Annotated in this window: 19 protein-coding genes and 2 tRNA genes; 17 read left to right on the forward strand and 4 right to left on the reverse strand. The window is 39.2% G+C overall.

Going from position 1 to position 20,831, the window contains the following annotated elements:
• The first annotated feature begins 64 nt into the window (after positions 1–64).
• The 5 genes from MHH37_RS00425 (at position 65) to mfd (ending at position 6,576) form a co-directional block, all read left to right on the forward strand.
• Positions 65–718, forward strand: coding sequence for a 50S ribosomal protein L25/general stress protein Ctc (locus MHH37_RS00425; protein ID WP_008408286.1), 654 nt, complete (start codon positions 65–67; stop codon positions 716–718).
• A 126-nt stretch (positions 719–844) separates the two neighbouring features.
• Positions 845–2,056, forward strand: a complete 1,212-nt coding sequence (locus tag MHH37_RS00430) for an MFS transporter (RefSeq protein WP_342574568.1) — start codon at positions 845–847, stop codon at positions 2,054–2,056.
• A 72-nt stretch (positions 2,057–2,128) separates the two neighbouring features.
• Positions 2,129–2,692: an aminoacyl-tRNA hydrolase gene (gene pth / locus MHH37_RS00435; RefSeq protein ID WP_340734495.1), complete on the forward strand. Its 564-nt coding sequence runs from the start codon at positions 2,129–2,131 to the stop codon at positions 2,690–2,692.
• Positions 2,693–2,751: 59 nt separating this feature from the next.
• Positions 2,752–2,979: an anti-sigma-F factor Fin family protein gene (locus MHH37_RS00440; protein ID WP_008408283.1), complete on the forward strand. Its 228-nt coding sequence runs from the start codon at positions 2,752–2,754 to the stop codon at positions 2,977–2,979.
• A gap of 84 nt (positions 2,980–3,063) precedes the next feature.
• The gene (gene mfd, locus MHH37_RS00445; RefSeq protein WP_342574570.1) at positions 3,064–6,576 is read left to right on the forward strand and encodes a transcription-repair coupling factor; all 3,513 of its coding nucleotides are present in this window, start codon (positions 3,064–3,066) and stop codon (positions 6,574–6,576) included.
• Positions 6,577–6,649: 73 nt separating this feature from the next.
• On the opposite strand, the gene MHH37_RS00450 is transcribed toward mfd, so the two are convergent.
• Positions 6,650–6,961 (reverse strand): hypothetical protein, encoded by a 312-nt coding sequence (locus tag MHH37_RS00450; protein WP_014822295.1) that lies wholly within the window; start codon positions 6,959–6,961, stop codon positions 6,650–6,652.
• 236 nt (positions 6,962–7,197) lie between these two features.
• Between MHH37_RS00450 and spoVT the strand changes: the two genes are divergently transcribed.
• The 8 genes from spoVT to MHH37_RS00490 all read left to right on the forward strand — a co-directional run bounded on the left by spoVT (position 7,198) and on the right by MHH37_RS00490 (position 13,213).
• Positions 7,198–7,734, forward strand: a complete 537-nt coding sequence (gene spoVT / locus MHH37_RS00455; protein WP_014822294.1) for a stage V sporulation protein T — start codon at positions 7,198–7,200, stop codon at positions 7,732–7,734.
• Positions 7,735–7,848: 114 nt separating this feature from the next.
• Positions 7,849–9,453: a polysaccharide biosynthesis protein gene (locus MHH37_RS00460; protein WP_014822293.1), complete on the forward strand. Its 1,605-nt coding sequence runs from the start codon at positions 7,849–7,851 to the stop codon at positions 9,451–9,453.
• Between the two features lie 9 nt (positions 9,454–9,462).
• On the forward strand, positions 9,463–10,929 hold the full coding sequence (gene mazG, locus MHH37_RS00465; RefSeq protein WP_342574571.1) for a nucleoside triphosphate pyrophosphohydrolase: 1,467 nt from the start codon (positions 9,463–9,465) through the stop codon (positions 10,927–10,929).
• 5 nt (positions 10,930–10,934) lie between these two features.
• On the forward strand, positions 10,935–11,225 hold the full coding sequence (locus tag MHH37_RS00470; RefSeq protein WP_014822291.1) for an RNA-binding S4 domain-containing protein: 291 nt from the start codon (positions 10,935–10,937) through the stop codon (positions 11,223–11,225).
• Between the two features lie 79 nt (positions 11,226–11,304).
• Entirely contained in the window at positions 11,305–11,604 is a 300-nt protein-coding gene (gene yabP, locus MHH37_RS00475; RefSeq protein ID WP_008408271.1) for a sporulation protein YabP, read from the forward strand.
• A 2-nt stretch (positions 11,605–11,606) separates the two neighbouring features.
• Positions 11,607–12,062 carry a spore cortex biosynthesis protein YabQ gene (gene yabQ / locus MHH37_RS00480; RefSeq protein ID WP_051127965.1) on the forward strand — a complete coding sequence of 152 codons (456 nt, stop codon included), beginning with the start codon at positions 11,607–11,609 and terminating at the stop codon, positions 12,060–12,062.
• Between the two features lie 47 nt (positions 12,063–12,109).
• Positions 12,110–12,544, forward strand: coding sequence for a septum formation initiator family protein (locus MHH37_RS00485; protein ID WP_008408267.1), 435 nt, complete (start codon positions 12,110–12,112; stop codon positions 12,542–12,544).
• Between the two features lie 240 nt (positions 12,545–12,784).
• Positions 12,785–13,213, forward strand: coding sequence for a S1 domain-containing RNA-binding protein (locus tag MHH37_RS00490; RefSeq protein WP_008408265.1), 429 nt, complete (start codon positions 12,785–12,787; stop codon positions 13,211–13,213).
• A gap of 127 nt (positions 13,214–13,340) precedes the next feature.
• On the opposite strand, the gene MHH37_RS00495 is transcribed toward MHH37_RS00490, so the two are convergent.
• From MHH37_RS00495 to MHH37_RS00505, 3 genes are all read right to left on the reverse strand, one after another.
• Positions 13,341–13,532: a hypothetical protein gene (locus MHH37_RS00495; protein ID WP_008408263.1), complete on the reverse strand. Its 192-nt coding sequence runs from the start codon at positions 13,530–13,532 to the stop codon at positions 13,341–13,343.
• 130 nt (positions 13,533–13,662) lie between these two features.
• Positions 13,663–13,734 (reverse strand) — tRNA-Glu (locus tag MHH37_RS00500).
• Positions 13,735–13,740: 6 nt separating this feature from the next.
• Positions 13,741–13,817 (reverse strand) — tRNA-Met (locus MHH37_RS00505).
• Between the two features lie 255 nt (positions 13,818–14,072).
• Here MHH37_RS00505 and MHH37_RS00510 point away from each other — a divergent pair.
• From MHH37_RS00510 to ftsH, 4 genes are all read left to right on the forward strand, one after another.
• Positions 14,073–16,427 (forward strand): SpoIIE family protein phosphatase, encoded by a 2,355-nt coding sequence (locus tag MHH37_RS00510; protein WP_339263462.1) that lies wholly within the window; start codon positions 14,073–14,075, stop codon positions 16,425–16,427.
• 21 nt (positions 16,428–16,448) lie between these two features.
• The gene (gene tilS / locus MHH37_RS00515) at positions 16,449–17,855 is read left to right on the forward strand and encodes a tRNA lysidine(34) synthetase TilS (protein WP_014822289.1); all 1,407 of its coding nucleotides are present in this window, start codon (positions 16,449–16,451) and stop codon (positions 17,853–17,855) included.
• A gap of 32 nt (positions 17,856–17,887) precedes the next feature.
• Positions 17,888–18,430, forward strand: coding sequence for a hypoxanthine phosphoribosyltransferase (hpt, locus tag MHH37_RS00520; protein ID WP_008408259.1), 543 nt, complete (start codon positions 17,888–17,890; stop codon positions 18,428–18,430).
• A gap of 185 nt (positions 18,431–18,615) precedes the next feature.
• The gene (ftsH, locus tag MHH37_RS00525) at positions 18,616–20,655 is read left to right on the forward strand and encodes an ATP-dependent zinc metalloprotease FtsH (protein ID WP_008408256.1); all 2,040 of its coding nucleotides are present in this window, start codon (positions 18,616–18,618) and stop codon (positions 20,653–20,655) included.
• The last annotated feature ends 176 nt before the right edge of the window (positions 20,656–20,831 follow it).

Here is a 20,831-nt window from a genome sequence, read left to right on the forward strand (position 1 = left end):
TTTAGTGTGGACAAAGGTAGGGTAAATGTATCTTTGTATAACTATTTAAGGGGGACGATGGAATATGACTACAGTATTACAAGCAACAAAGCGAGAAACTGGGAAACGTTCGATACTATCCCAACTTAGAAACGAAGGCCAACTGGCAGGTGTGCTGTATGGCTATGAAACAGAAACAACACCAATATCGTTGGATTATAGAGATACCGCTAAAGCAGTTCAAACATATGGTACAACTAGCGTGTTTAAAATTGAAGTAGGCGGGAAAAGAGTAAATGCAGTACTTACTGATATCCAACGTGATGCACTAAAAGGACATGTGAAGCACGTTGACTTCCTTGCTATCAATATGAAAGAAGAACTTGAAGTGGATGTTCCAATTGCATTTATCGGGACTTCAGTTGGTGTAAAAGAAGGTGGGGTAATTACTCAACCTAACCATACATTGAAGATTAAAGTGAATCCAAGTAAAATTCCAGACACAATTGAAATCGATGTATCCGATTTAGCAGTTGGTGAATCGTTATCTGTGGGTAATGTTCGCGATCAATTTACAGCGTTTACGATTGTAGATAATGACGACTATACATTAGCAACGGTAACACCGCCAGCAGCACCAGTTGAAGATGTCGATGCAAATGCAGAAAATGTAACAGCCGATGATCTTGATGCAACGGGAGAAAAATTATCGCCTGAAAAACCAGGTAGAGAAGATTAAGAAATTGGACGGACCGCCCTATTTATTAGGGCGGTTTTTTAGTGTAAAAAAATACTTCGACATCCGAAAGGAAATCAGTATAATAATATGGAGATGAGTAAATATTAAGAAAAATTAGAGGTCTTTATGAGAACACATAATGAAAAAATGAGTATTTACCACGGGATGGCATCTGCTGTTGCACAAAATACATCAAACAGCTACATTCCGATTTTTGCGATGACGATTCTTGGTGCAACAAATTATCAGGTAGGGTTGATCAGTTCTTTGCCACCGTTAATTACATTGCTAATGACATTACCGGCTGCTATTTTACTAAATCGCGCATTCGAACAAAAAAGGCTCGTTGCTTTTTCCGTTTTGGCAGCACGCTTTGTTTTCCTACTAATTGCCTTTATTAGTTATGTACCAGGAAGTTTTGGTTCTTGGTTGCTGCTGGCTCTGATCGCTGCAATGAGTGTGCCGAATACGATGGCGAACATGGGCTGGCAATCTTTTATCGGTAATATTATTGAGGAAACACGTCGAGCCCAATTTTTTAGTGACCGTAATCGCTTGCTGACAGTGGTAGGCTTATTTGTTACATTAACGATTGGTATTGTCATGAAAGATATAACCGCCAATCGGATAGCTTATCAAATATTATTCATGTTTACTTTTGTCGTCGGGGTTGTTGAGCTGTATTTTCTGTTAAGGCATGATGAACCGATACGTGAACGGAATGTAGAAAATAAACGTGCAATGGATTGGTCAATTTTTAAAAACAATAAATATGTCCTGTTTTTAATAGTTGCACTTGTTTTTAACTTTGGCTGGCAAATGGCATGGGGGATTTTTAATATTTATAATGTCCGGTATGCAGAAGCGACGATCTTTTGGATTAGTATGTTCAATGTGGCAAATATGATTGCTCAAATTTTATCATTTTCGTTTTGGCGTAAATGGTCGCAAAAATATGGCAATATGAGTGTATTTGTCTGGGTTGCCTTTGGGATGTCAACAGCACCATTACTGATGGTTTTATCGACGAATCTTTATTATTTAGTCGCGATGTCCTTTATTTCAGGGTTGTTTGTTTCAGGAACGGTTTTAATATTATTTAATTTATTGCTTGAAAATTCACCGCAGGAAGTGCGCACGTATTGTATTACGACTTATAATGTGCTGCTTGCAGTCATTGCTTTTTCTTCTCCGCAAATAGGAATATGGCTGCTCGAAACTTACTCGATGGAAACAGCGATGTATTTATCGACAGCAGTTCGATTTTCTGCTGCAGTAGGCTTTTTAGTACTTTATATTGTAAGGAAAATGCGCGAGAAATCATTGGCGTCATACTAGTGGACGATACATACTTTTCATGAGGATATATGATAAAATAAAGGCGATCAGAGAAAAAGGATGCGATTACTAGTGAAATTAATTATTGGTTTAGGAAATCCGGGAAAACCATATGAACATACACGCCACAATATAGGTTTTGATATAATTGATGAATTAGCCAATCGATGGAATGCGCCATTAAACCAAACTAAATTTAATGGTATGTATGCAACGGTTCATCGTCCTGAGGGAAAAGTCATTTTATTGAAGCCACTAACATATATGAATTTATCAGGAGAATGTGTTAGACCTCTAATGGATTATTTTGATATAGAAATTGAAGATATTATTGTTATTTATGATGATTTAGATCTGGAAACGGGTAAGTTAAGATTACGCGGCAAAGGAAGTGCTGGTGGACATAACGGGATTAAATCATTAATTCAGCACTTAGGGACACAGGAATTTAACCGAATCCGTGTCGGAGTAAGCCGCCCGCCGGCAGGTATGAAAGTTGCGGATTATGTATTGGCAAAGTTTTCAAAAGAGGATCAGCCCATCGTAAAAGAAGCTGTTGAAAAGAGCTGTGATGCTGTAGAAACAGCTTTGACAAAGCCGTTTTTAGAAGTGATGAACAAATTTAACGGCGCATAAATTAATCAAAAAATGGTTAGACTTTAATATACATAAGTGTTTAAAGGAGGCCATGGGAGATGCCTGTACGCTACCGCTGTAGACATTGTGAGGTAGAGATTGGTACTTTGCCTTTCGATGCAGAAGAAACGGTTCAAAAGCTTCACTTGTTTGAAATAGGTGAAATCGATGAATTCATTAAAAAAAATGAACGGGGAGAAACGACCGTTTACAGCATTTGTGAGCATTGTGAAGAATCATTGCGTCAGTTTCCCGATTACTATGCGTTAAAAAGATGGTTACAGTAGAGGAGTTGCTTTGGTCGCATAAAATGCGCCAAGGCTTTTTCCATTTTCGTTTTCATTTATCGAAAAAGAGAAGGGGGACTAGACGTGGATACGATACATCAAATATTTATAAAAGATAAACAGATTGATAATATGATAGAGCAAATTCGAAAAAATCAAGCAAACGATCACCTTATTACAGGGTTAACGGGAAGTGCAAGACCTGCGCTGATCCATACAATCTATCAAGAGACAAATAAATCGATTTATATTATGTCCTCAAACCTTTTGCAGGCACAAAAATTAGTAGATGATCTGACTGCGTTAGTTGGTGATGGGCATGTCCATTATTACCCGGCCGAGGAATTTATCGCTGCAAATATGACGACTTCTTCCCATGAGCTGCGTGCACAGCGTATTGCAACTTTAGGGCGCTTAGTTAATCAGGAACGCGGAATCTATATTATTCCGGTAGCAGGAATGCGCAGTATGCTAAATGCGCCTCAAAAGTGGCTTGGATATGAACTTTCTACTTCTTTAGGTCAAGATGTCGACATCAATACTTGGCTAGATAAGCTTGTTGAAATGGGCTATACGAGAAGTGAAATGGTTACAACACCAGGTGAGTTTGCAATGCGCGGCGGAATTCTGGATATTTATCCGCCATATGCACAAGATCCGATCCGTATTGAATTATTTGATACGGAAGTGGATTCGATTCGTACGTTTTCTGCCGATAATCAGCGCTCGATTGAAAAGTTAAAGGAAATCAAAATTTTCCCTGCGACAGAGCTTCTTTTAACGAAAGAAGAGCGCATAAAACTTGCGGAACGCCTTGAAGCATCATTGGCAGTGAGTTTAAAAAAGGTCCGTAAACAGGAAACACAGGAATTGCTCATGCAAAACATTCAGCACGATATTGAGCTGCTGCGTCTTGGTCATCTACCGGATCATATTGCAAAATATGGCTCGTTATTATTTGATCAGCCGTATTTTTTAGGTGATTACTTCAAGGAGGATGGCCTTGTCCTATTTGATGAACTAGGTCGCATTCAGGAAGTGATGGAAGCATGGGAACGCGAAGAAAATGAATGGTTTATTTCATTGATTGAGGGGGGCAAAATGCTTCATGATGTAAAGCCCTCCCATTCATTAAAAGAAGTGCTTTCAATGCTGAAACAGCAGAAAATGTATTTCGCATTATTTACAAGAACATTTGCAGGTGTCACTCTTAAAAAGACAATCAACATTTCCTGTAAGCCGATGCAGCAATTCCACGGACAAATTGCTTTACTGCAAAATGAAATTGAGCGTTGGACGCATGAAAAATTTGTCGTGTTATTTACGGCTAATTCAGATAATCGGATAAAGGCCATGCAAAATTTACTGGATGACTACCATATTGCGTCAACAATCGGCTATGCCGATGCACCGGGCATTTATCTGGTCAATACGGCATTGTCTTCTGGCTTTGAGCTACCATTACAAAAAATAGCGGTTGTTACAGATGATGAACTCTTTAAACAACAGGCCAAGAAAAAATCACGACCACAGCAGATGACTAATGCTGAGCGTATTAAGTCTTATACAGAAATTAAATCAGGCGACTATGTTGTACACGTGCATCATGGAATCGGGAAATATATTGGCATCGAAACACTTGTTGTGAATGGTACACATCAAGATTATTTGCATGTACGTTACCGTGAGGACGATAAGTTATATGTACCTGTGGATCAAATTGAACTGATTCAACGTTACGTGCCTTCAGGCGAAAAGGAACCGAAACTTCATAAACTCGGTGGTACGGAATGGAAGAAAACACATAAGAAAGTTTCGAATGCGGTACAGGATATTGCGGACGATTTAATCAAACTTTATGCAAAGCGCGAAGCAGAAAAAGGTTATGCCTTTTCTCCGGATTCCGATGAGCAACGGGGCTTTGAGGCTGCTTTCCCGTACGAAGAAACAGAAGATCAGTTACGCACAATCGCCGAAGTGAAAAAAGATATGGAACGAGAACGTCCAATGGATCGCCTCGTTTGCGGGGATGTAGGATACGGAAAAACAGAAGTTGCAATTCGTGCTGCATTTAAGGCTATTTTAGACGGCAAACAGGTTGCCTTTTTAGTGCCGACTACTATCTTGGCGCAGCAGCACTATGAAACGATCTCGAAGCGTTTTGAAGACTATGCGATCAATGTAGGTCTGCTCAGTAGGTTCCGCTCCAAAAAGCAGCAAACAGAGACGTTAAAAGGTCTAAAAGAAGGAACAGTAGATATAGTGATCGGTACACACCGTATTTTATCGAAGGATGTAGTGTATCAAGACCTAGGATTGCTTATCGTCGATGAGGAGCAACGTTTCGGTGTTACGCATAAAGAAAAAATTAAGCAGCTTCGAACGAATGTCGATGTGCTGACATTAACGGCAACACCAATCCCGCGTACTCTTCATATGTCGATGGTTGGGGTGCGTGATTTATCGGTCATCGAAACACCGCCACAAAACCGTTTCCCTGTCCAAACGTATGTAATGGAGCATAACGGAGCACTTGTACGTGAAGCAATCGAGCGTGAAATGGCACGTGGTGGACAAGTATTTTATTTATATAATCGGGTAGAGGATATTACAAGAAGAGTTGAAGAAATTCAGATGCTTGTTCCGGATGCACGAGTCGCTTTTGCACATGGTAAAATGACGGAGGCGAAGCTGGAATCGGTTATTTTATCGTTTATTGAAGGTGAGTATGATGTGCTTGTCACGACAACGATTATTGAAACCGGTGTAGATATTCCAAATGTAAATACATTAATTGTTCATGATGCAGATCGTATGGGACTTTCTCAACTGTATCAGCTGCGGGGACGTGTAGGGCGTTCAAATCGAATTGCCTATGCATATTTCATGTATGAACGTGATAAAGTTCTTACTGAAGTCGCAGAGCAGCGTTTGCAGGCCGTAAAAGAATTTACGGAATTAGGTTCAGGTTTTAAAATTGCGATGCGGGATTTATCGATCCGTGGTGCCGGGAATTTACTTGGTGCTCAGCAGCATGGCTTTATCGACTCAATCGGTTTTGATTTGTATTCACAAATGCTGGAAGAAGCAGTGGAAGAACGTCGAACAGGTGTAAAGAGAGAAGAGAAGCAGGATGTCGAGATTATGCTGCATGTTGATGCGTATATTCCGGATGCGTATATTCCCGATGGCTACCAAAAAATCCAGATGTATAAACGAATTAAGGCGATGGAACACATCGAAGATTATTCGGAAATTATCGATGAACTGCAAGACCGCTTTGGAGATTTACCAGTTGAAACAGAGCGACTGATGCGTGTGGCCCGTATGAAAGTTTGGGCTAAGGAAGCGAATGTGCTTTCAATAAAAGAAAAGCAGCAAGTTGTATCTATTATTCTTTCAGAAGAAGGAACGGCCAATACAAATGGTGCACAGATTGTCGAGCAGTCGATGGAGTTTGGTCGGGCGGTCGGCTTTGGAATGGAAGGGACACAGCTTGTAATAACAATAGATTACAACAAATGCGGAAATCACCTGCCATTTGATGTAGTAGAAAAAATGATGCAAATTATCGCATCTGCAAAAAAAGAATCATAAAAAAAGAGAGGAAATATTAAAAGTTTTGGGCTTTTAATATTTCCTCTCTTTTCGATTGCATACAACATATGAATTATAAGAAAGATTGTTGCACACTATAATGTACTCCGTTCGAATAATTTAAACGTTGGAGCAATTCTTCGCGGTTACTATGTTCTTCACGCTTTGCCAATAGCTGTTTCTCTCTTGTAGTGGAAGCAGAAACTAAATCGCGCTGACCATTTGGCTTTTCTAAATAACGTTTGAAAATGCCGTTTTCAAATTTTGAAATAACAGTAGAACGCTCTTTCGATAAATCCGGGTAATAAGCTAAATGAGTACCTGCATAATATTGATGCTGACGATATGCATCTGGTGTTGATGTAATACGATCGACTCTTACCATTACTGCACCTCCAAAAAGATTGTTTTATTTTGTCTATTGCCTCTTTCATAAAAACAAAACATAAAATGACCGAAAACGTTGTAATTTCCTATATCATGTTGAGGAAAAATAGGTACTTCATCATACATATACGAAATATTATTTTATCCTTTTCGAACAATGCATAGTTTCATGTATTTCTTTCCATACTAGGAGCATCATGCTGTGAATTGATGGAAAGTGAGGGAACATGAACGATGAAAGCAACAGGAATAGTTCGCCGCATCGATGATTTAGGTCGTGTTGTTATCCCAAAAGAAATCAGAAGAACACTTCGTATCCGTGAAGGGGATCCCCTTGAAATTTATACGGACCGCGAAGGAGAAGTGATTTTAAAAAAGTATTCGCCAATTAATGATTTAGGCGAATTTGCACAACAATATGCGGAATCATTATTTGAAACATTAGGTACTCCAACATTAATAAGTGACCGAGATGAAGTAATAGCCGTTGCAGGCGTTTCGAAAAAAGATTATGTGGCGAGACGTTTAACAGTTTTTGCGGAAGATATTATTAAAAACAGGTCACTTGTAAGTGAGAAGCTGGAGATGTCGATTGAACTTGTAGCAGGACAGTATGAACAAGTGAAATCATATTGCATCGTACCGATCGTTTCGAATGGAGATCCGATTGGTGCTATTTATTTAATATCACGGGCCCATTTTATCGGTGAAATTGAACAAAAAACTGCTGAAACAGCAGCCAATTTTTTAGCAAAGCAAATGGAAAACTAAAATCACTTTAAAACGTCCATATTAATGGGCGTTTTTTTAATTCCTCGAGTAAAATTAGCAAATGGTTTTCATGATATAATTAGTTTATTGTATGAAATAGAGGAAGGAAATAGAATGACTTCGCAAAGTTTTGGTATGAAAAATTATATGAAGGGCGCCCTTCTCCTGACAGTTGCGGCGCTATTAGTAAAAATATTAAGTGCAATTTACCGAGTACCCTATCAAAACTTAGTAGGTGACCAAGGATTTTATGTATATCAGCAAGTGTATCCGTTCATCTCGTTTTTTGTCGTGTGGACATCAAGCGGATTTGCTGTTGCCATTTCCAAAATGCTCGCGGATATTGAAGGGCGTGGTGGTACATATGGAGAAAAACGATCTGTATCACGCATCATCTTTTATTATTTAACAGCATTAGCTCTTATCTTCTTCTGTCTTTTATTCTTTGGTGCACAGCCATTAGCTAATTTGATGGAAGATCCCCAGCTTGCGGGGCTATTAAAAGTAGGCTCATTCATTACGTTATGTATGCCGCTGCTTGCTGTTTTAAAGGGCAATTTTCAATCGGAAAGTAAGATGCAGCCGGTTGCTTATGCGCAAGTGTTCGAACAAATGGTTCGGGTAGCGATTATATTAGTCGGAACAATTGTGTTGCTGCAATATACACAATCTGTTTACACAGCCGGGAAAATGGCGATGCTCGGTACAGTTGTAGGGGAAATAGCAGGGATTGTACTACTGCTTTACTTTTTGAAACGGCAGTATCAGCCAACTGGAGAAATAGCCAATGTAAAAGTCTGGCCAATCTTAAAAGAGGTCACATTATACAGTATCGCAATCAGTATGAGTGCACTGCTATTATTATGCTTCCAGCTTGTGGATTCCTTTACGATTTACAAAATGCTTGTCCATTCAGGGATGAATACGCTTGAAGCGATGGAAGTGAAGGGGATTTATGACCGTGGCCAACCACTTGTGCAGCTCGGAATTGTAATTGCAACTTCTTTATCGCTGGCTATTGTACCGCTCGTTGCATTAAAGGCAAATCAGCCAAACGGTCGTGGTGCAAAGCCGTTTATTCAATTGACATTCCGGAGCTCCCTCATATTCGGAGTAGCTGCGGCACTCGGATTAATACTTGTTATGCCATATGTAAATCAAATGCTGTTTAAGACAGATGCCTACTCGAATGTGCTGAAGCTTTATTCGTTTCAGATTGTTCCATTATCGATAATTTTAACGTTTACAGCTATTTTACAAGGCTATAGTAAATTAAAAGGACCTGCCGTATTTTTAGGGGTCGGAATCGTATTAAAATATATAGGGAACATTATTTTTATTCCGCGTTATGATGTGATGGGTGCGGCAATTGCGAGTAATATCGGGCTGATTTTTACAGCAGCTGCCCTTATCGTTTATTTAAAAAAACTGACGTCTATCAGCCTGGCGAATCGTACGTTTTATAAAAAACTGTCCATCGCCTGTCTCATTATGATAGTCGTTGTACAAGGCGCTGTTTACAGTTTAAATAGTCTGTTTACCGGCCTGTTTAGTCGTTTTGATGCACTCATTTACAGTGGGGTGCTCGTCATGCTTGGCGCAGGTGCTTTTATAACAGCAGTCGCAAAAATGCGAGTATTGACAGAAAAGGATTGGTTTTTAATCCCACTCGGCAGGAGAATGGCTGCATATCAACTAATGTTAAATCGAAAGAAGTAGGTGTATAACTTGAATCAATTAACCGTTATTGGCTTAGGAGCAGCCGATTTTGAACAAATGCAAATGGGTGTTTATAAAAAAATTAAAGCAGCCAAAAAAATATATGTCCGAACAGAGGACCATCCTGTCATTCAAGACTTAAAACTGGAAGGTATCGAGTTTACGAGCTTTGATGATGTGTATATTAAGCATGGTTCGTTCGGTCCTGTTTATGAAGAAATTGCACAGCGTCTTATTGAAGCCGTTTCACAGGAAGATGTTATGTATGCTGTGCCGGGACATCCGCTCGTAGCAGAGCAGACCGTCCAGCACTTAATTGAAGCGGATCAGAACGGGCAGATTAAGCTTGTAATTGAAGGCGGGCAAAGCTTTTTGGATCCGATTTTCGGCGCCTTAAAAATTGACCCGATTGAAGGGTTTCAGCTGTTGGACGGTACGAGCATGTCCATCCATGATATGAATATGCGTCAGCACATTTTAATAGCCCAAGTCTATGATTCGTTCAGTGCGTCAGAAGTAAAGCTCACGCTAATGGAAAAATACCGTGATGATTACCCGGTAACAATTGTGACAGCAGCAGGTTCCTCACAGGAATCATTGCGTACTGTTCCGCTTTATGAGCTTGATCAAGCAGCAGAAATCAACAATTTAACGACTGTCTATGTACCGCCTGTTGAATCTGATGAGGAAGCATTGCGTGATTGGACAACATTCCGTCAAATCATAGCGACATTGCGAGGTCCAGATGGCTGTCCTTGGGATCAGAAGCAAACACATGAATCATTGAAAAAGTACTTATTGGAAGAAGCACATGAGTTTTTAGCAGCGGTTGATGCCGAAGATGATTTTGCTATGGTTGAAGAGCTCGGCGATGTCCTTTTACAGGTGTTTTTGCATGCGCAAATCGGGGAAGATAATGGTTATTTCACATTGGAAGAAGTGCTTGCATCGATTAGCGAAAAAATGATTCGCCGCCACCCGCATGTTTTTGGGGATGTGACTGCAGAAGATGCAGAAACAGTTGTAGCTAACTGGGAAGCAATTAAAAAGCAGGAAAAAGGCAATGTAGATGGCGAACCACTATTAAAGAACGAATATAGTCCTTACTCATCGCTTCAAACATCGTACAATTACCAGAAAAAAGCAGCGACAGTAGGTTTTGATTGGCCGAATGCTGACGAAGCGTGGAAGAAGTTTACGGAGGAATGGCAAGAGTTCCAGGATGAAATAAAGCAAGGTAACGAATTAAGCCGTACCGATGAATTCGGGGATGTATTATTCACCCTTGTGAACATCGCACGATTTTATAAAATTTCACCGGAAGAAGCGATGCTACATGCCAATGAAAAATTTGCACGTCGCTTTCATTACGTTGAGCAAAGTGTAGCAAGGAGCGGCAAGGCATTCAGTGATTTTACATTAGAGCAGTTAGATTCATTTTGGAATGAAGCAAAACAAATAGAAAAAGGGGAGTAAATGGGATGCGCTTAGATAAGTTTTTAAAAGTTTCACGTTTAATTAAACGTCGTACATTAGCGAAGGAAGTAGCGGTGCAGGGCCGTATAACGATTAATGATAAAGTGGCAAAAGCCAGCAGTACTGTAAAAGTTGGCGATGAGCTGGCAATTCGTTTCGGTCAAAAAATTGTAACGGCACGTGTCGAAGAAATTCGTGAAAATGTGAAAAAAGAAGATGCTTTAAAAATGTTTACAATTATAAAAGAAGAGCGTTTAGAGAAAGTTGAACCAGAATTTATTGATGATGAAGATTAGGGCATGACCAACTTTTGAGTCATGCTTCCTTCCGTTGATGCATATAGTGTACAACTATAAGCTCAAAGGGGGACTTGCATTGACTATTCATCAAGAAAGCGCACGCTATACCATTTCGTCTGGGGATCACTTAGTAACGGTACGTAATCGTAAACGGATGGACATGACATCTGTTAAAAGTATCGAACGGTTCGATCAGGAAGAATTTTATGTGAATACATCACAGGGTCATTTATTGATTCGTGGTGAGGAACTGCGTATTGTTCATTTAGATGTGGACAAGGGATTACTGACGTTAGAAGGGGAAGTGAAGCAATTCCAATACGATGAAAGCGAGAGTGGCTTATCGAAAAGTTTCCTTCATAAATTGTTTGGATGATGATGAGTGCGCAGCTTATAAGCATTCTTGTCATGTTTATAAGCGGAGTTGCTGTAGGTGCAATAATCGATTGTATCCGAATTAATGTAAATCGTATCCCTTTAAAAAATATTCGACGTATTACATGGATTTTAGAATGGATTGTCTGGTTAATATTAGGGGTTACTACGTTTTATTTATTATTTTTAGTAAAAGGAGGGCAATGGCGGGTAGTTGATCCACTTGCCCAAATCGCCGGAATTGCAACATATGAATTGCTGTTCCAAAAAATTATCCGCTTTGTTGGAAGAGTATGTATAAATTTATTTGTGAAGCCGGTTTTTTTCATTGGACATGTAGTAGTTAAAATGGTCAAAAGTATTATAAAATTATTGGTAGGGATTGTATTATTTATCTGTCGTCCCTTTATTAAGTTTTTCAAGAAATATTTGTTAAAAAACTTTAAAACACAGCAGTGAACTCGTATAATGATTACAACTATTGATTGTGAGGGAGGAGACGGAAAATGGGAAGAAGAAATGTGCAAGAAGAGCTACATAACCAAAATGTCCAGTCGTTGAATAACGATTATGTCCGCTCAAATCCGCAAGCAAAAGCTCAAATAAAAGCAAAAATTGCAGTACGTCGTCGCAGAAGATTAGCAGTATTTTTCATTTTAGCAACTGTAGTAATAGCAGGATTAGTAAAAGCTAACATGGTCCAAAGTGAACGCCTCGCCGCAAAGGAAGAAACGAAAGCGGCGGTGGAAGAACGATTGGAAGAAGCGCTTCACAGACAAGAGCTACTAAATTTGCAGATTGCGAAGCTGGAAGATGATGAGTATATTGCGAAGCTGGCAAGAAAAGAATTTTTCCTTTCTGAAGAGGGCGAAATTATTTTTACAATACCGAATAAATCGGATAAAGAAAATAAAGACAAGCCTGAAGATGACAAAGAATAATTTTAACGCGATAATAAAAGAAAAAAATGTGACTTTAAAAAATAATAAAAAACCAGTAAGCATGGTAATTTCGTGATAAAAATTTTGGTATTAATTGCCTTTAGGTAGAGTGTCTTGTTGACACTCTTTTTATGTTAGCTATAATTAGAGAAGAAGCTATTGAACAAAAGTTTCATTATAATTGATAAATGGCTTTTCAATCGAAGAGTCTCTTAAAATTTAAGGAGGAGCATTTTTTTTATGTCAATTGAAGTAGGCAGCAAAGTACAAGGTAAGGTAACAGGAATCACAAATTTCGGTGCATTCGTTGAGCTTCCAGATGGGAAAACAGGTTTAGTTCACATTAGTGAAGTGGCAGATAACTACGTAAAAGATATTAACGAGCATCTTAAAGTAGGCGATGAAGTCGAAGTTAAAGTGATGAATGTTGAAGCGGATGGAAAGATTGGTCTTTCAATTCGTAAAGCAAAGCCTCAAGCTGAGCGACCAGAGCGTCCACAGCGTCCTCGTCGCGAAAACAACCGTTCTAACGATCGTAATGATCGTCAACCAAAAGAGAACTTTGAACAGAAGATGGCGCGTTTCTTAAAAGATAGCGATGAGCGTTTAACTACATTAAAGCGTGCAACTGAGTCTAAGCGCGGTGGCCGTGGAGCTCGCAGAGGATAATTTTGCTGGCTGTTTGAACGTAGAAAAAGTGTCAAATAGATGATAAAGCGATGGATTGTAAGTGTATATCTTACAATCCATCGCTTTTTTTCATTAATAAAATGTTGTGTTGGAGTGGGAAATCAGATTATTCTTTTTCAGTATTATGCCTTATGAGTACACGGATAAGGGTAATAAAACAAAAAATACCTCCGATTAATCCGATTGTAATCATAAGAATCTGCAATGCGAGCGGCAAGTTTGTCAAGATGACGCCTCCAACGACTAGAAGCATGCTAATACCGCAAAGAAAAGCTAAATATGTAAAGTTTTGGACCAAAAAAAACGCCTCCTCTTATAGTTACAAGTATAATGGATAAGGGAGAAAGTGTGTCAGGAATTTACAGAATAGAAAAAAGAACAAAATAAAAGCCGCCTAGGAACACTAAGTTCCTAAACAGCTTTTGAGATGACCCGTACGGGATTCGAACCCGTGTTACCGCCGTGAAAGGGCGGTGTCTTAACCACTTGACCAACGGGCCTATAAATGGTGGCGGCAGAGGGAGTCGAACCCACGACCTTTCGGGTATGAACCGAGTGCTCTAGCCAACTGAGCTACACCGCCAAATTTAACAACAGAACTAATAATACATTGCAGTCTATATAGTGTCAATACTATTTTTTAATTATTTCCTCTATCATAATATGCAGGAAATTACTGCGTATTATTTTTTGTAATTACTAATAAAAAAAGCGTAAAAACGCGCATATTACCGTAAAAAAACCGTCGAACAATTTTTCGGTGTCAATCCTACAAACAGACAAAATTCACTTTTTCAGCTTTATATAATAGCGTTAAAAAGAAAAGGTGATAGTAAAAATGGTGACATTAAATAATCAAAATGAGTTTCAAACACTAAACTTAGACTTATTCTTATATAAAGAAAAATCGAGAATAATAATAGCAAGTGTTATAGCGTTTGCAGCTTTCTGTTTTGCTCAGGCGGTATTCTTTGAAGCTGTTACTCCGTTGTTTTTACCTTTTTGGCTTGTTATTCGAACGAGATTTGCCTCATTTCAAAAGAGTGCTTTACTAGGGGGAATCCTCGGAACGCTCTTTATTGGGTTTGGACAGGCAGCCGTTGTGTTAGTGCAGTTACTCTTCATGGAATGTCTCGTCCGTTTTAAGTTTATAAAACTATCACCGTACTTTTTACTAGGAAGTACAATTATCGCTATTCAGCTAGCATGGCAAATGCTGCTTCATAGTGGTATGCCATCTGTCATGACATTATTTTATATCGTATATGAATGTCTTTTTGCAGTTTCGATTTTATTCTTTATGCGTATTTTGACATTTCCAAGTAAAGAAAACGGAACCATTGAATGGACAAGAGAAAAAATAACGGCAATTATTGTCGTTTTGGCCGGTATGCTAATCGGCATGGAAAGCTTGACTCTATTTTACTTTTCAATGTCACTGATTGTTCTTCATTTCCTCATCTGCCTTGTAGCCTATGCCTCGACAGTTGGAGCTACGGTTATTTTTTCATTATCTCTTGGCTTTTTTATAGGCTTAGCTAATTTATCATTCACAGGTATGATGATCCTATATGCATGTACAGGGCTGGTCGCCGCTTTTGTACAAAACCAGGGACGTTATGCCGTTGCGCTTTTTAGTTTTCTGCCGAGTATTTTTTTCTTCTTTTATGATGCAACATTACCGATCGATAGCGTTTATTTTATGTCGATGCTTACAGGCGCAATTATTTTCCTGCTTATGCCGAAAAATATACTTGAGTATTGCAAAATGTATTACAAACAAAATACGGTTAGTATAATCCAGGTGAACCGCAATGAAGTAGTGGAAGTGCAGCTCAAGCAATTTCAGCAATTTGTATCTTTTATGAAGGAGCTTGTGTTTGATCATTTTACACAAAATAAAACTAAAAGTAAGACAACTGCAGAACCGTTTCTAATTTGCTCCAGCTGTTTCAAATATGAAGAGTGCTGGGGGAGAAACGGGGAGATGGAAGGAATTATTGACTCTTGGCGGTTAGCGAAAAGAAGTACGAAACCAGTCAGCTGGATTCGGGTAGAAGAGCAGCTGAAAGGGAAATGCATTAAATCTTCTAAATTGCTGGAAGAACTAGAGTCGGCTTTACACAAAGAGCATATGGAGAGACAGTTCTATCATGGTAAAAAAATGATTGCCTTACAGCTTCGGGATTTAAGCAGCCACTTTGAAAAGCTGTTAAACAGCCAGCGATTAGAAATCGGCACATCGGAAATGGATGGGGAGATGCAGCAGTTTTTAAAGGAACATGATATTCATTGTTTGCATATTCAGTGGATAAAAAATGAAATAGGGAATCGAGAGTTCGTTTGTTATGTCGCAGATCATCGTGATGCACATGTCGTTATCCAGCAATTAGAACAGCAACTGTTTGAATTTTTGCATGAACCATTGAAAGGTGAACAGATTTACGAGCAGCACTCACCAATTTTTTATCGCCAAATTAAGTTTACTTCAGCAATTCGTTATCAGTTGGAGTATGATATATATACGTATTCCCATGCAAACCATGCAATTTCCGGAGATTCTTACCGGGTATTTCCGATTCATCCAGGACTTATGGCGATCATGCTGTCGGATGGTATGGGGACGAATGTGAGAGCAAATCGTGAAAGTGAACGCTTAATTCAAATGATGCAGGATTGTCTTACGTACAACATGGATCCTGAAACAGCGATGCACACAATGCATTATGTCATGTCGCTTAAAAATGATTCGGATATGTATGCGACAATGGATTTTGCACTTGTCGATTTACAGTTCGGCCATTTATGGTGTTGGAAAGCGGGAGGCATGACGACATATGTATTAAGAGGGAATGATTTATTCAAAATAGAAAGTACAAGTGCTCCAATTGGCTTTTTGCCTAACTTCGCAATCGATACAGAAATGACACAATTATTGTCAGAGGACGTTATTTTAATGATTTCCGACGGGTTATTTTCACCATCTGCACAATGGGATGCACAGGAACAATTATTTATCCGGCTGATTCGTCAAGGGCTGGAAAATGGTGCTTCCATCCAGGTTGTACTATTTGATGTCATGACGCAATTCAAACAAAAATACCCGATTGCAGACGACTGCACTGTGATGTTATTCCGTTTGCAGCATGTCATAAAACCGTGGCAAGTATTCAGACCAGCAATCACACATTGAAATGTAATATGAGGTGAGTAAATGCACACTTTAGAGCATCAAGTTTTAGCGTATATAAAAGAGCAGCAGCTTATTAAAAGCGGAGATAAACTATTAATTGCTTGTTCAGGAGGCGTTGATTCAATGGCGCTTCTTTCTTTTTTTTATCATTTTCAGCACTATTTTAATATTGAGCTCGCCGTTGCGCATGTTGACCATATGCTTCGCGGCGAACAATCTGCTCAAGACCGCCAATTTGTTGAGCAGGCATGTGAAGACTGGGCTATTCCTTTTTATAGCTGTGCGATTCCGATTGCGGAAATCCAAAAAAAAGAAGGCGGAAACATGCAGGCGATTTGCCGGAAGGAACGCTATCATTTCTTTGAAACCGTCATGCATACACATAAGTTTACAAAATTAGTAACTGCCCATCATGCGGACGATCAGCTCGAATCAATGTTAATGGCCATGACGAAAGCGAGTTCACTAAACGGATTAAAAGGCATATTACCTTCCCGTAAATTTCAACAATTTACTGTAATTCGTCCTTTTTTGATGGTTACAAAAGACGAAATTGGGGAATATTTACATAGTAAAGGTCATTTGTACCGTGAAGATCCGAGCAATGCAAAGAATGATTATACCCGCAATCGTTTCCGTCACAATGTCGTACCAGTTTTAAAGGAAGAAAACCCCCTTGTTTCCCGACACGCAGTCCACATTGCCCAGCAGCTTTTAGAGGATGATACGTATTTAATGGAGCTTGCAGAAGAGCGTTTTTCAAAGCTTTTTCTGAAAGTTGATAAAAATTGTTATAAAGTCAAGGTTTCGGAATTACAAAAAGAGCCACTTGCTTTACAAAGAAGGCTCATTTTAATACTATTAAGTTATCTTTATAACGATTCAAATACGATTCAAAGCTACGCACTTTGCACGACGATTTTGACGTTATTCTCAATGTCGGATGGAAGTCGTGCACTTGATTTACCGGAGAATTTTATTGCGCGTCAACAATACGATGAAGTTGTATTTGAATATAAGCAGCAAAACTTGCGAACATCAAATCAACAAATCGCTTTGAATGAGTGGTGTGTGCTTGGAACGATGCGCATATATATTGGGGAACTTGCACAATGTGATGAGGACTTACTTCAAAAGTATCCACATCACTTTTTCGCCGCATCATCTGTTTCGTTTCCTTTATTCGTAAGGGCTCCCAAACAAGGGGATCGTATTTTGCTACAAGGTATGCAGCATCAGAAAAAAGTATCTCGCATTTTTATTGATGACAAGATTCCTTTCACCAAAAGAGCTAGCTGGCCGTTGTTAGTCGATGCTAATGATGACCTTTTAGCGATAGTAGCTGTACGCGTTAACAATAAATTTTCTAATGTAAAGTCGGCGGAGCATGAAATGGTGCTTCTTGTCGATAGCAATGAACGTCTTTAGAAAGTTTGAACAATAAAAGGAGGAATCTACTCATGATTCAAAATGACATCGAAAAAATAATGATTACAGAAGAACAAATCCAGGAACGTATTAAAGAGCTTGGCGCTCAACTGACAGAGGAATATAAAGAAATGTTCCCATTAGCTGTCGGAGTGTTAAAAGGTGCAATGCCATTTATGACGGATCTGATGAAACGTTTCGATTCATATGTGGAACTGGACTTTATGGATGTTACTTCATATGGAAATGCAACTGTTTCATCTGGGGAAGTAAAAATACTTAAAGACTTAAATACAAGTGTGGAAGGTCGCGATGTCATTATTATTGAAGACATTATCGACAGTGGTTTAACATTAAGCTATTTGGTGGATTTATTTAAATACCGTAAAGCTAAATCGATTAAAATCGTAACATTACTGGATAAGCCATCTGGCCGTAAAGTGGAATTGAATGCAGATGTTGTAGGCTTCGAAGTACCGGACGGTTTTGTTGTGGGCTACGGATTAGATTATGCAGAGAAATATCGTAACTTACCTTACATCGGAATTTTAAAACGCGAAGTATACTCATTTTAATATTTCCTAGACTGTACAAACCTTCAATTTTGAGGTGAGCATTTAGGCATAAGCAGTAATTGAGCGGATTTTGTCATAATTCGTTTCAACGTTTAAAATGTGTGGTGCTTTTTATTGTATGAAAATTTCAACGTATGTTAAGATTTTACTTATAGTTTTTCTGTAACGTTGTGAGGAGGCTGGGGATGAATCGAATATTTCGATACACCATATTTTATTTACTAATATTTCTCGTGATTATCGGGATTTTTGGAACATTTAATGGTGGAAAAAAGACAACTGAAAACCTTGATTACTATGCGTTTTTTGAGGCTTTAGAGAGCAATGAGATTGCTTCTATGGATATACAGCCTGAAAGAGGCGTGTATAAAATTGTAGGTCAGATGAAAGGCGCTGAAGAGGGCGAAACTTTCACAGTAAACGTTTTACAAAATGACCAAACTACTGTAGACCGTATTCTGCAAATTGAAGAACAAGTTGCAAACGGTGAATATCCAGGAGTGGAAATTTTAGAACAACCACAAACAAGTGGGTTCGTAACATTCCTTACGAGCATCATTCCATTTGTCATCATTATTATTTTATTCTTCTTCTTACTAAGCCAATCGCAAGGTGGCGGTAATAAGGTGATGAACTTCGGGAAGTCAAAAGCTAAGCTATTTGATGACACGAAGAAAAAAGTTCGTTTCAATGACGTGGCAGGTGCCGACGAAGAGAAACAAGAACTTGTTGAAGTAGTAGATTTCTTAAAAGATCACCGTAAATTCACTGATATCGGTGCACGTATTCCGAAGGGGATTCTATTAGTAGGTCCTCCAGGTACAGGTAAAACATTACTTGCACGTGCTGTTGCCGGTGAAGCGGGCGTACCATTCTTCTCGATTTCAGGTTCTGATTTCGTAGAGATGTTTGTCGGTGTCGGTGCATCTCGTGTTCGTGACTTATTTGAAAACGCTAAGAAAAATGCCCCATGTATCATTTTCATCGATGAGATTGATGCGGTAGGTCGTCAACGTGGTGCGGGTCTTGGTGGTGGTCACGATGAGCGTGAACAAACATTAAACCAATTACTAGTTGAAATGGATGGTTTCGGTGCAAACGAAGGTATTATTATCATCGCTGCAACAAACCGCCCTGACATTCTAGATAAAGCATTATTACGTCCTGGTCGTTTCGACCGTCAAATTACTGTTGGTCACCCAGACGTAAAAGGCCGTGAAGCAATCCTTAAAGTACATGCTCGCAATAAGCCATTATCAGATACAGTTGATTTAGCTGCTGTTGCACAACGTACACCAGGATTCTCAGGTGCAGATTTAGAAAACTTGTTAAACGAAGCAGCTTTAGTTGCAGCTCGTAAAAACAAAAAATCAATAAACATGGCTGATATTGATGAAGCATCTGACCGCGTAATTGCCGGTCCTGCAAAAGCAAGCCGTGTGTATTCTCCAAAAGAGAAAAAGCTTGTTGCATTCCATGAAGCCGGTCACGTAGTTGTCGGTCTTGAATTGGATGAAGCTGATACTGTTCATAAAGTAACGATTGTCCCTCGTGGTCAAGCAGGTGGTTATGCCATCATGTTACCGAAAGAAGAGCGTTTCTTCACAACGAAGCAAGAGTTACTAGACCGTATCGCCGGATTACTAGGCGGACGTGTTGCGGAAGAAATTGTACTTGGTGAAGTATCTACAGGTGCACATAATGACTTCCAGAAAGTAACGAGCATTGCGCGTGCAATGGTTACAGAATACGGAATGAGCAATAGTCTTGGTGCTGTTCAATACGGTTCAAACCAAGGCGGTAATCCATTCCTAGGTCGTGACTTCGGTTCAGATCAAAACTACTCTGATACAGTAGCATATGAAATCGATAAAGAAGTTCAGCGTATCGTTGATGAGCAATATGCTCGTACGAAACGTATTTTAACAGAGCGTCGTGACTTACTAGATTTAATCGCAAATACGTTAATTGATAAAGAAACGTTAAATGCACAGCAAATCGAACATTTACGCGACCACGGTATATTACCTCCTGAAGAGGCGGTAGTAGAATCGGAGCTTCAACAAAAAGATCAAAAAGAAGCAACACCAACAATTGAAACGGCTGGTAATGCATCGATTAATGAAGATGTTCAAGGTGAAAAGAAATCACCAACAGTTGAAGATTTACCGAAAGACGTGTCAGATGATCGCCCGCAAGGCATCGATGAAGACCGTCCAAAATAATACAACACAACTGACTATTTCCTGGGAAAAGGAGATAGTCAGTTTTTTCTTCTTAAAATCTTGCCTTTAAATATAACGCGATTTGGTGAGTTGGTTGAAAAGGAGGGTGGTAGACTCTAGCGGAAAGCCTTCACCCCTATGGAGATCAACAGGTTTTAGTTGAAAGGGAATGATTG

The sequence above is a fragment of the Solibacillus sp. FSL K6-1781 genome (assembly GCF_038630735.1).
Classification (GTDB): Bacteria; Bacillota; Bacilli; order Bacillales_A; family Planococcaceae; genus Solibacillus; species Solibacillus silvestris.

What these genes read in the sequence shown, in the direction of transcription:
- MHH37_RS00470 (WP_014822291.1), top strand. Translation starts at nt 10,935, where the DNA reads ATGCGCTTAGATAAGTTTTTAAAAGTTTCACGTTTAATTAAACGTCGT.
- hpt (WP_008408259.1), top strand. Translation starts at nt 17,888, where the DNA reads ATGATTCAAAATGACATCGAAAAAATAATGATTACAGAAGAACAAATC.
- spoVT (WP_014822294.1), top strand. Translation starts at nt 7,198, where the DNA reads ATGAAAGCAACAGGAATAGTTCGCCGCATCGATGATTTAGGTCGTGTT.
- MHH37_RS00510 (WP_339263462.1), top strand. Translation starts at nt 14,073, where the DNA reads ATGGTGACATTAAATAATCAAAATGAGTTTCAAACACTAAACTTAGAC.
- ftsH (WP_008408256.1), top strand. Translation starts at nt 18,616, where the DNA reads ATGAATCGAATATTTCGATACACCATATTTTATTTACTAATATTTCTC.
- yabQ (WP_051127965.1), top strand. Translation starts at nt 11,607, where the DNA reads ATGAGTGCGCAGCTTATAAGCATTCTTGTCATGTTTATAAGCGGAGTT.
- tilS (WP_014822289.1), top strand. Translation starts at nt 16,449, where the DNA reads ATGCACACTTTAGAGCATCAAGTTTTAGCGTATATAAAAGAGCAGCAG.
- MHH37_RS00460 (WP_014822293.1), top strand. Translation starts at nt 7,849, where the DNA reads ATGACTTCGCAAAGTTTTGGTATGAAAAATTATATGAAGGGCGCCCTT.
- MHH37_RS00440 (WP_008408283.1), top strand. Translation starts at nt 2,752, where the DNA reads ATGCCTGTACGCTACCGCTGTAGACATTGTGAGGTAGAGATTGGTACT.
- MHH37_RS00490 (WP_008408265.1), top strand. Translation starts at nt 12,785, where the DNA reads ATGTCAATTGAAGTAGGCAGCAAAGTACAAGGTAAGGTAACAGGAATC.
- MHH37_RS00425 (WP_008408286.1), top strand. Translation starts at nt 65, where the DNA reads ATGACTACAGTATTACAAGCAACAAAGCGAGAAACTGGGAAACGTTCG.
- MHH37_RS00430 (WP_342574568.1), top strand. Translation starts at nt 845, where the DNA reads ATGAGAACACATAATGAAAAAATGAGTATTTACCACGGGATGGCATCT.
- MHH37_RS00450 (WP_014822295.1), bottom strand. Translation starts at nt 6,961, where the DNA reads ATGGTAAGAGTCGATCGTATTACATCAACACCAGATGCATATCGTCAG.
- MHH37_RS00485 (WP_008408267.1), top strand. Translation starts at nt 12,110, where the DNA reads ATGGGAAGAAGAAATGTGCAAGAAGAGCTACATAACCAAAATGTCCAG.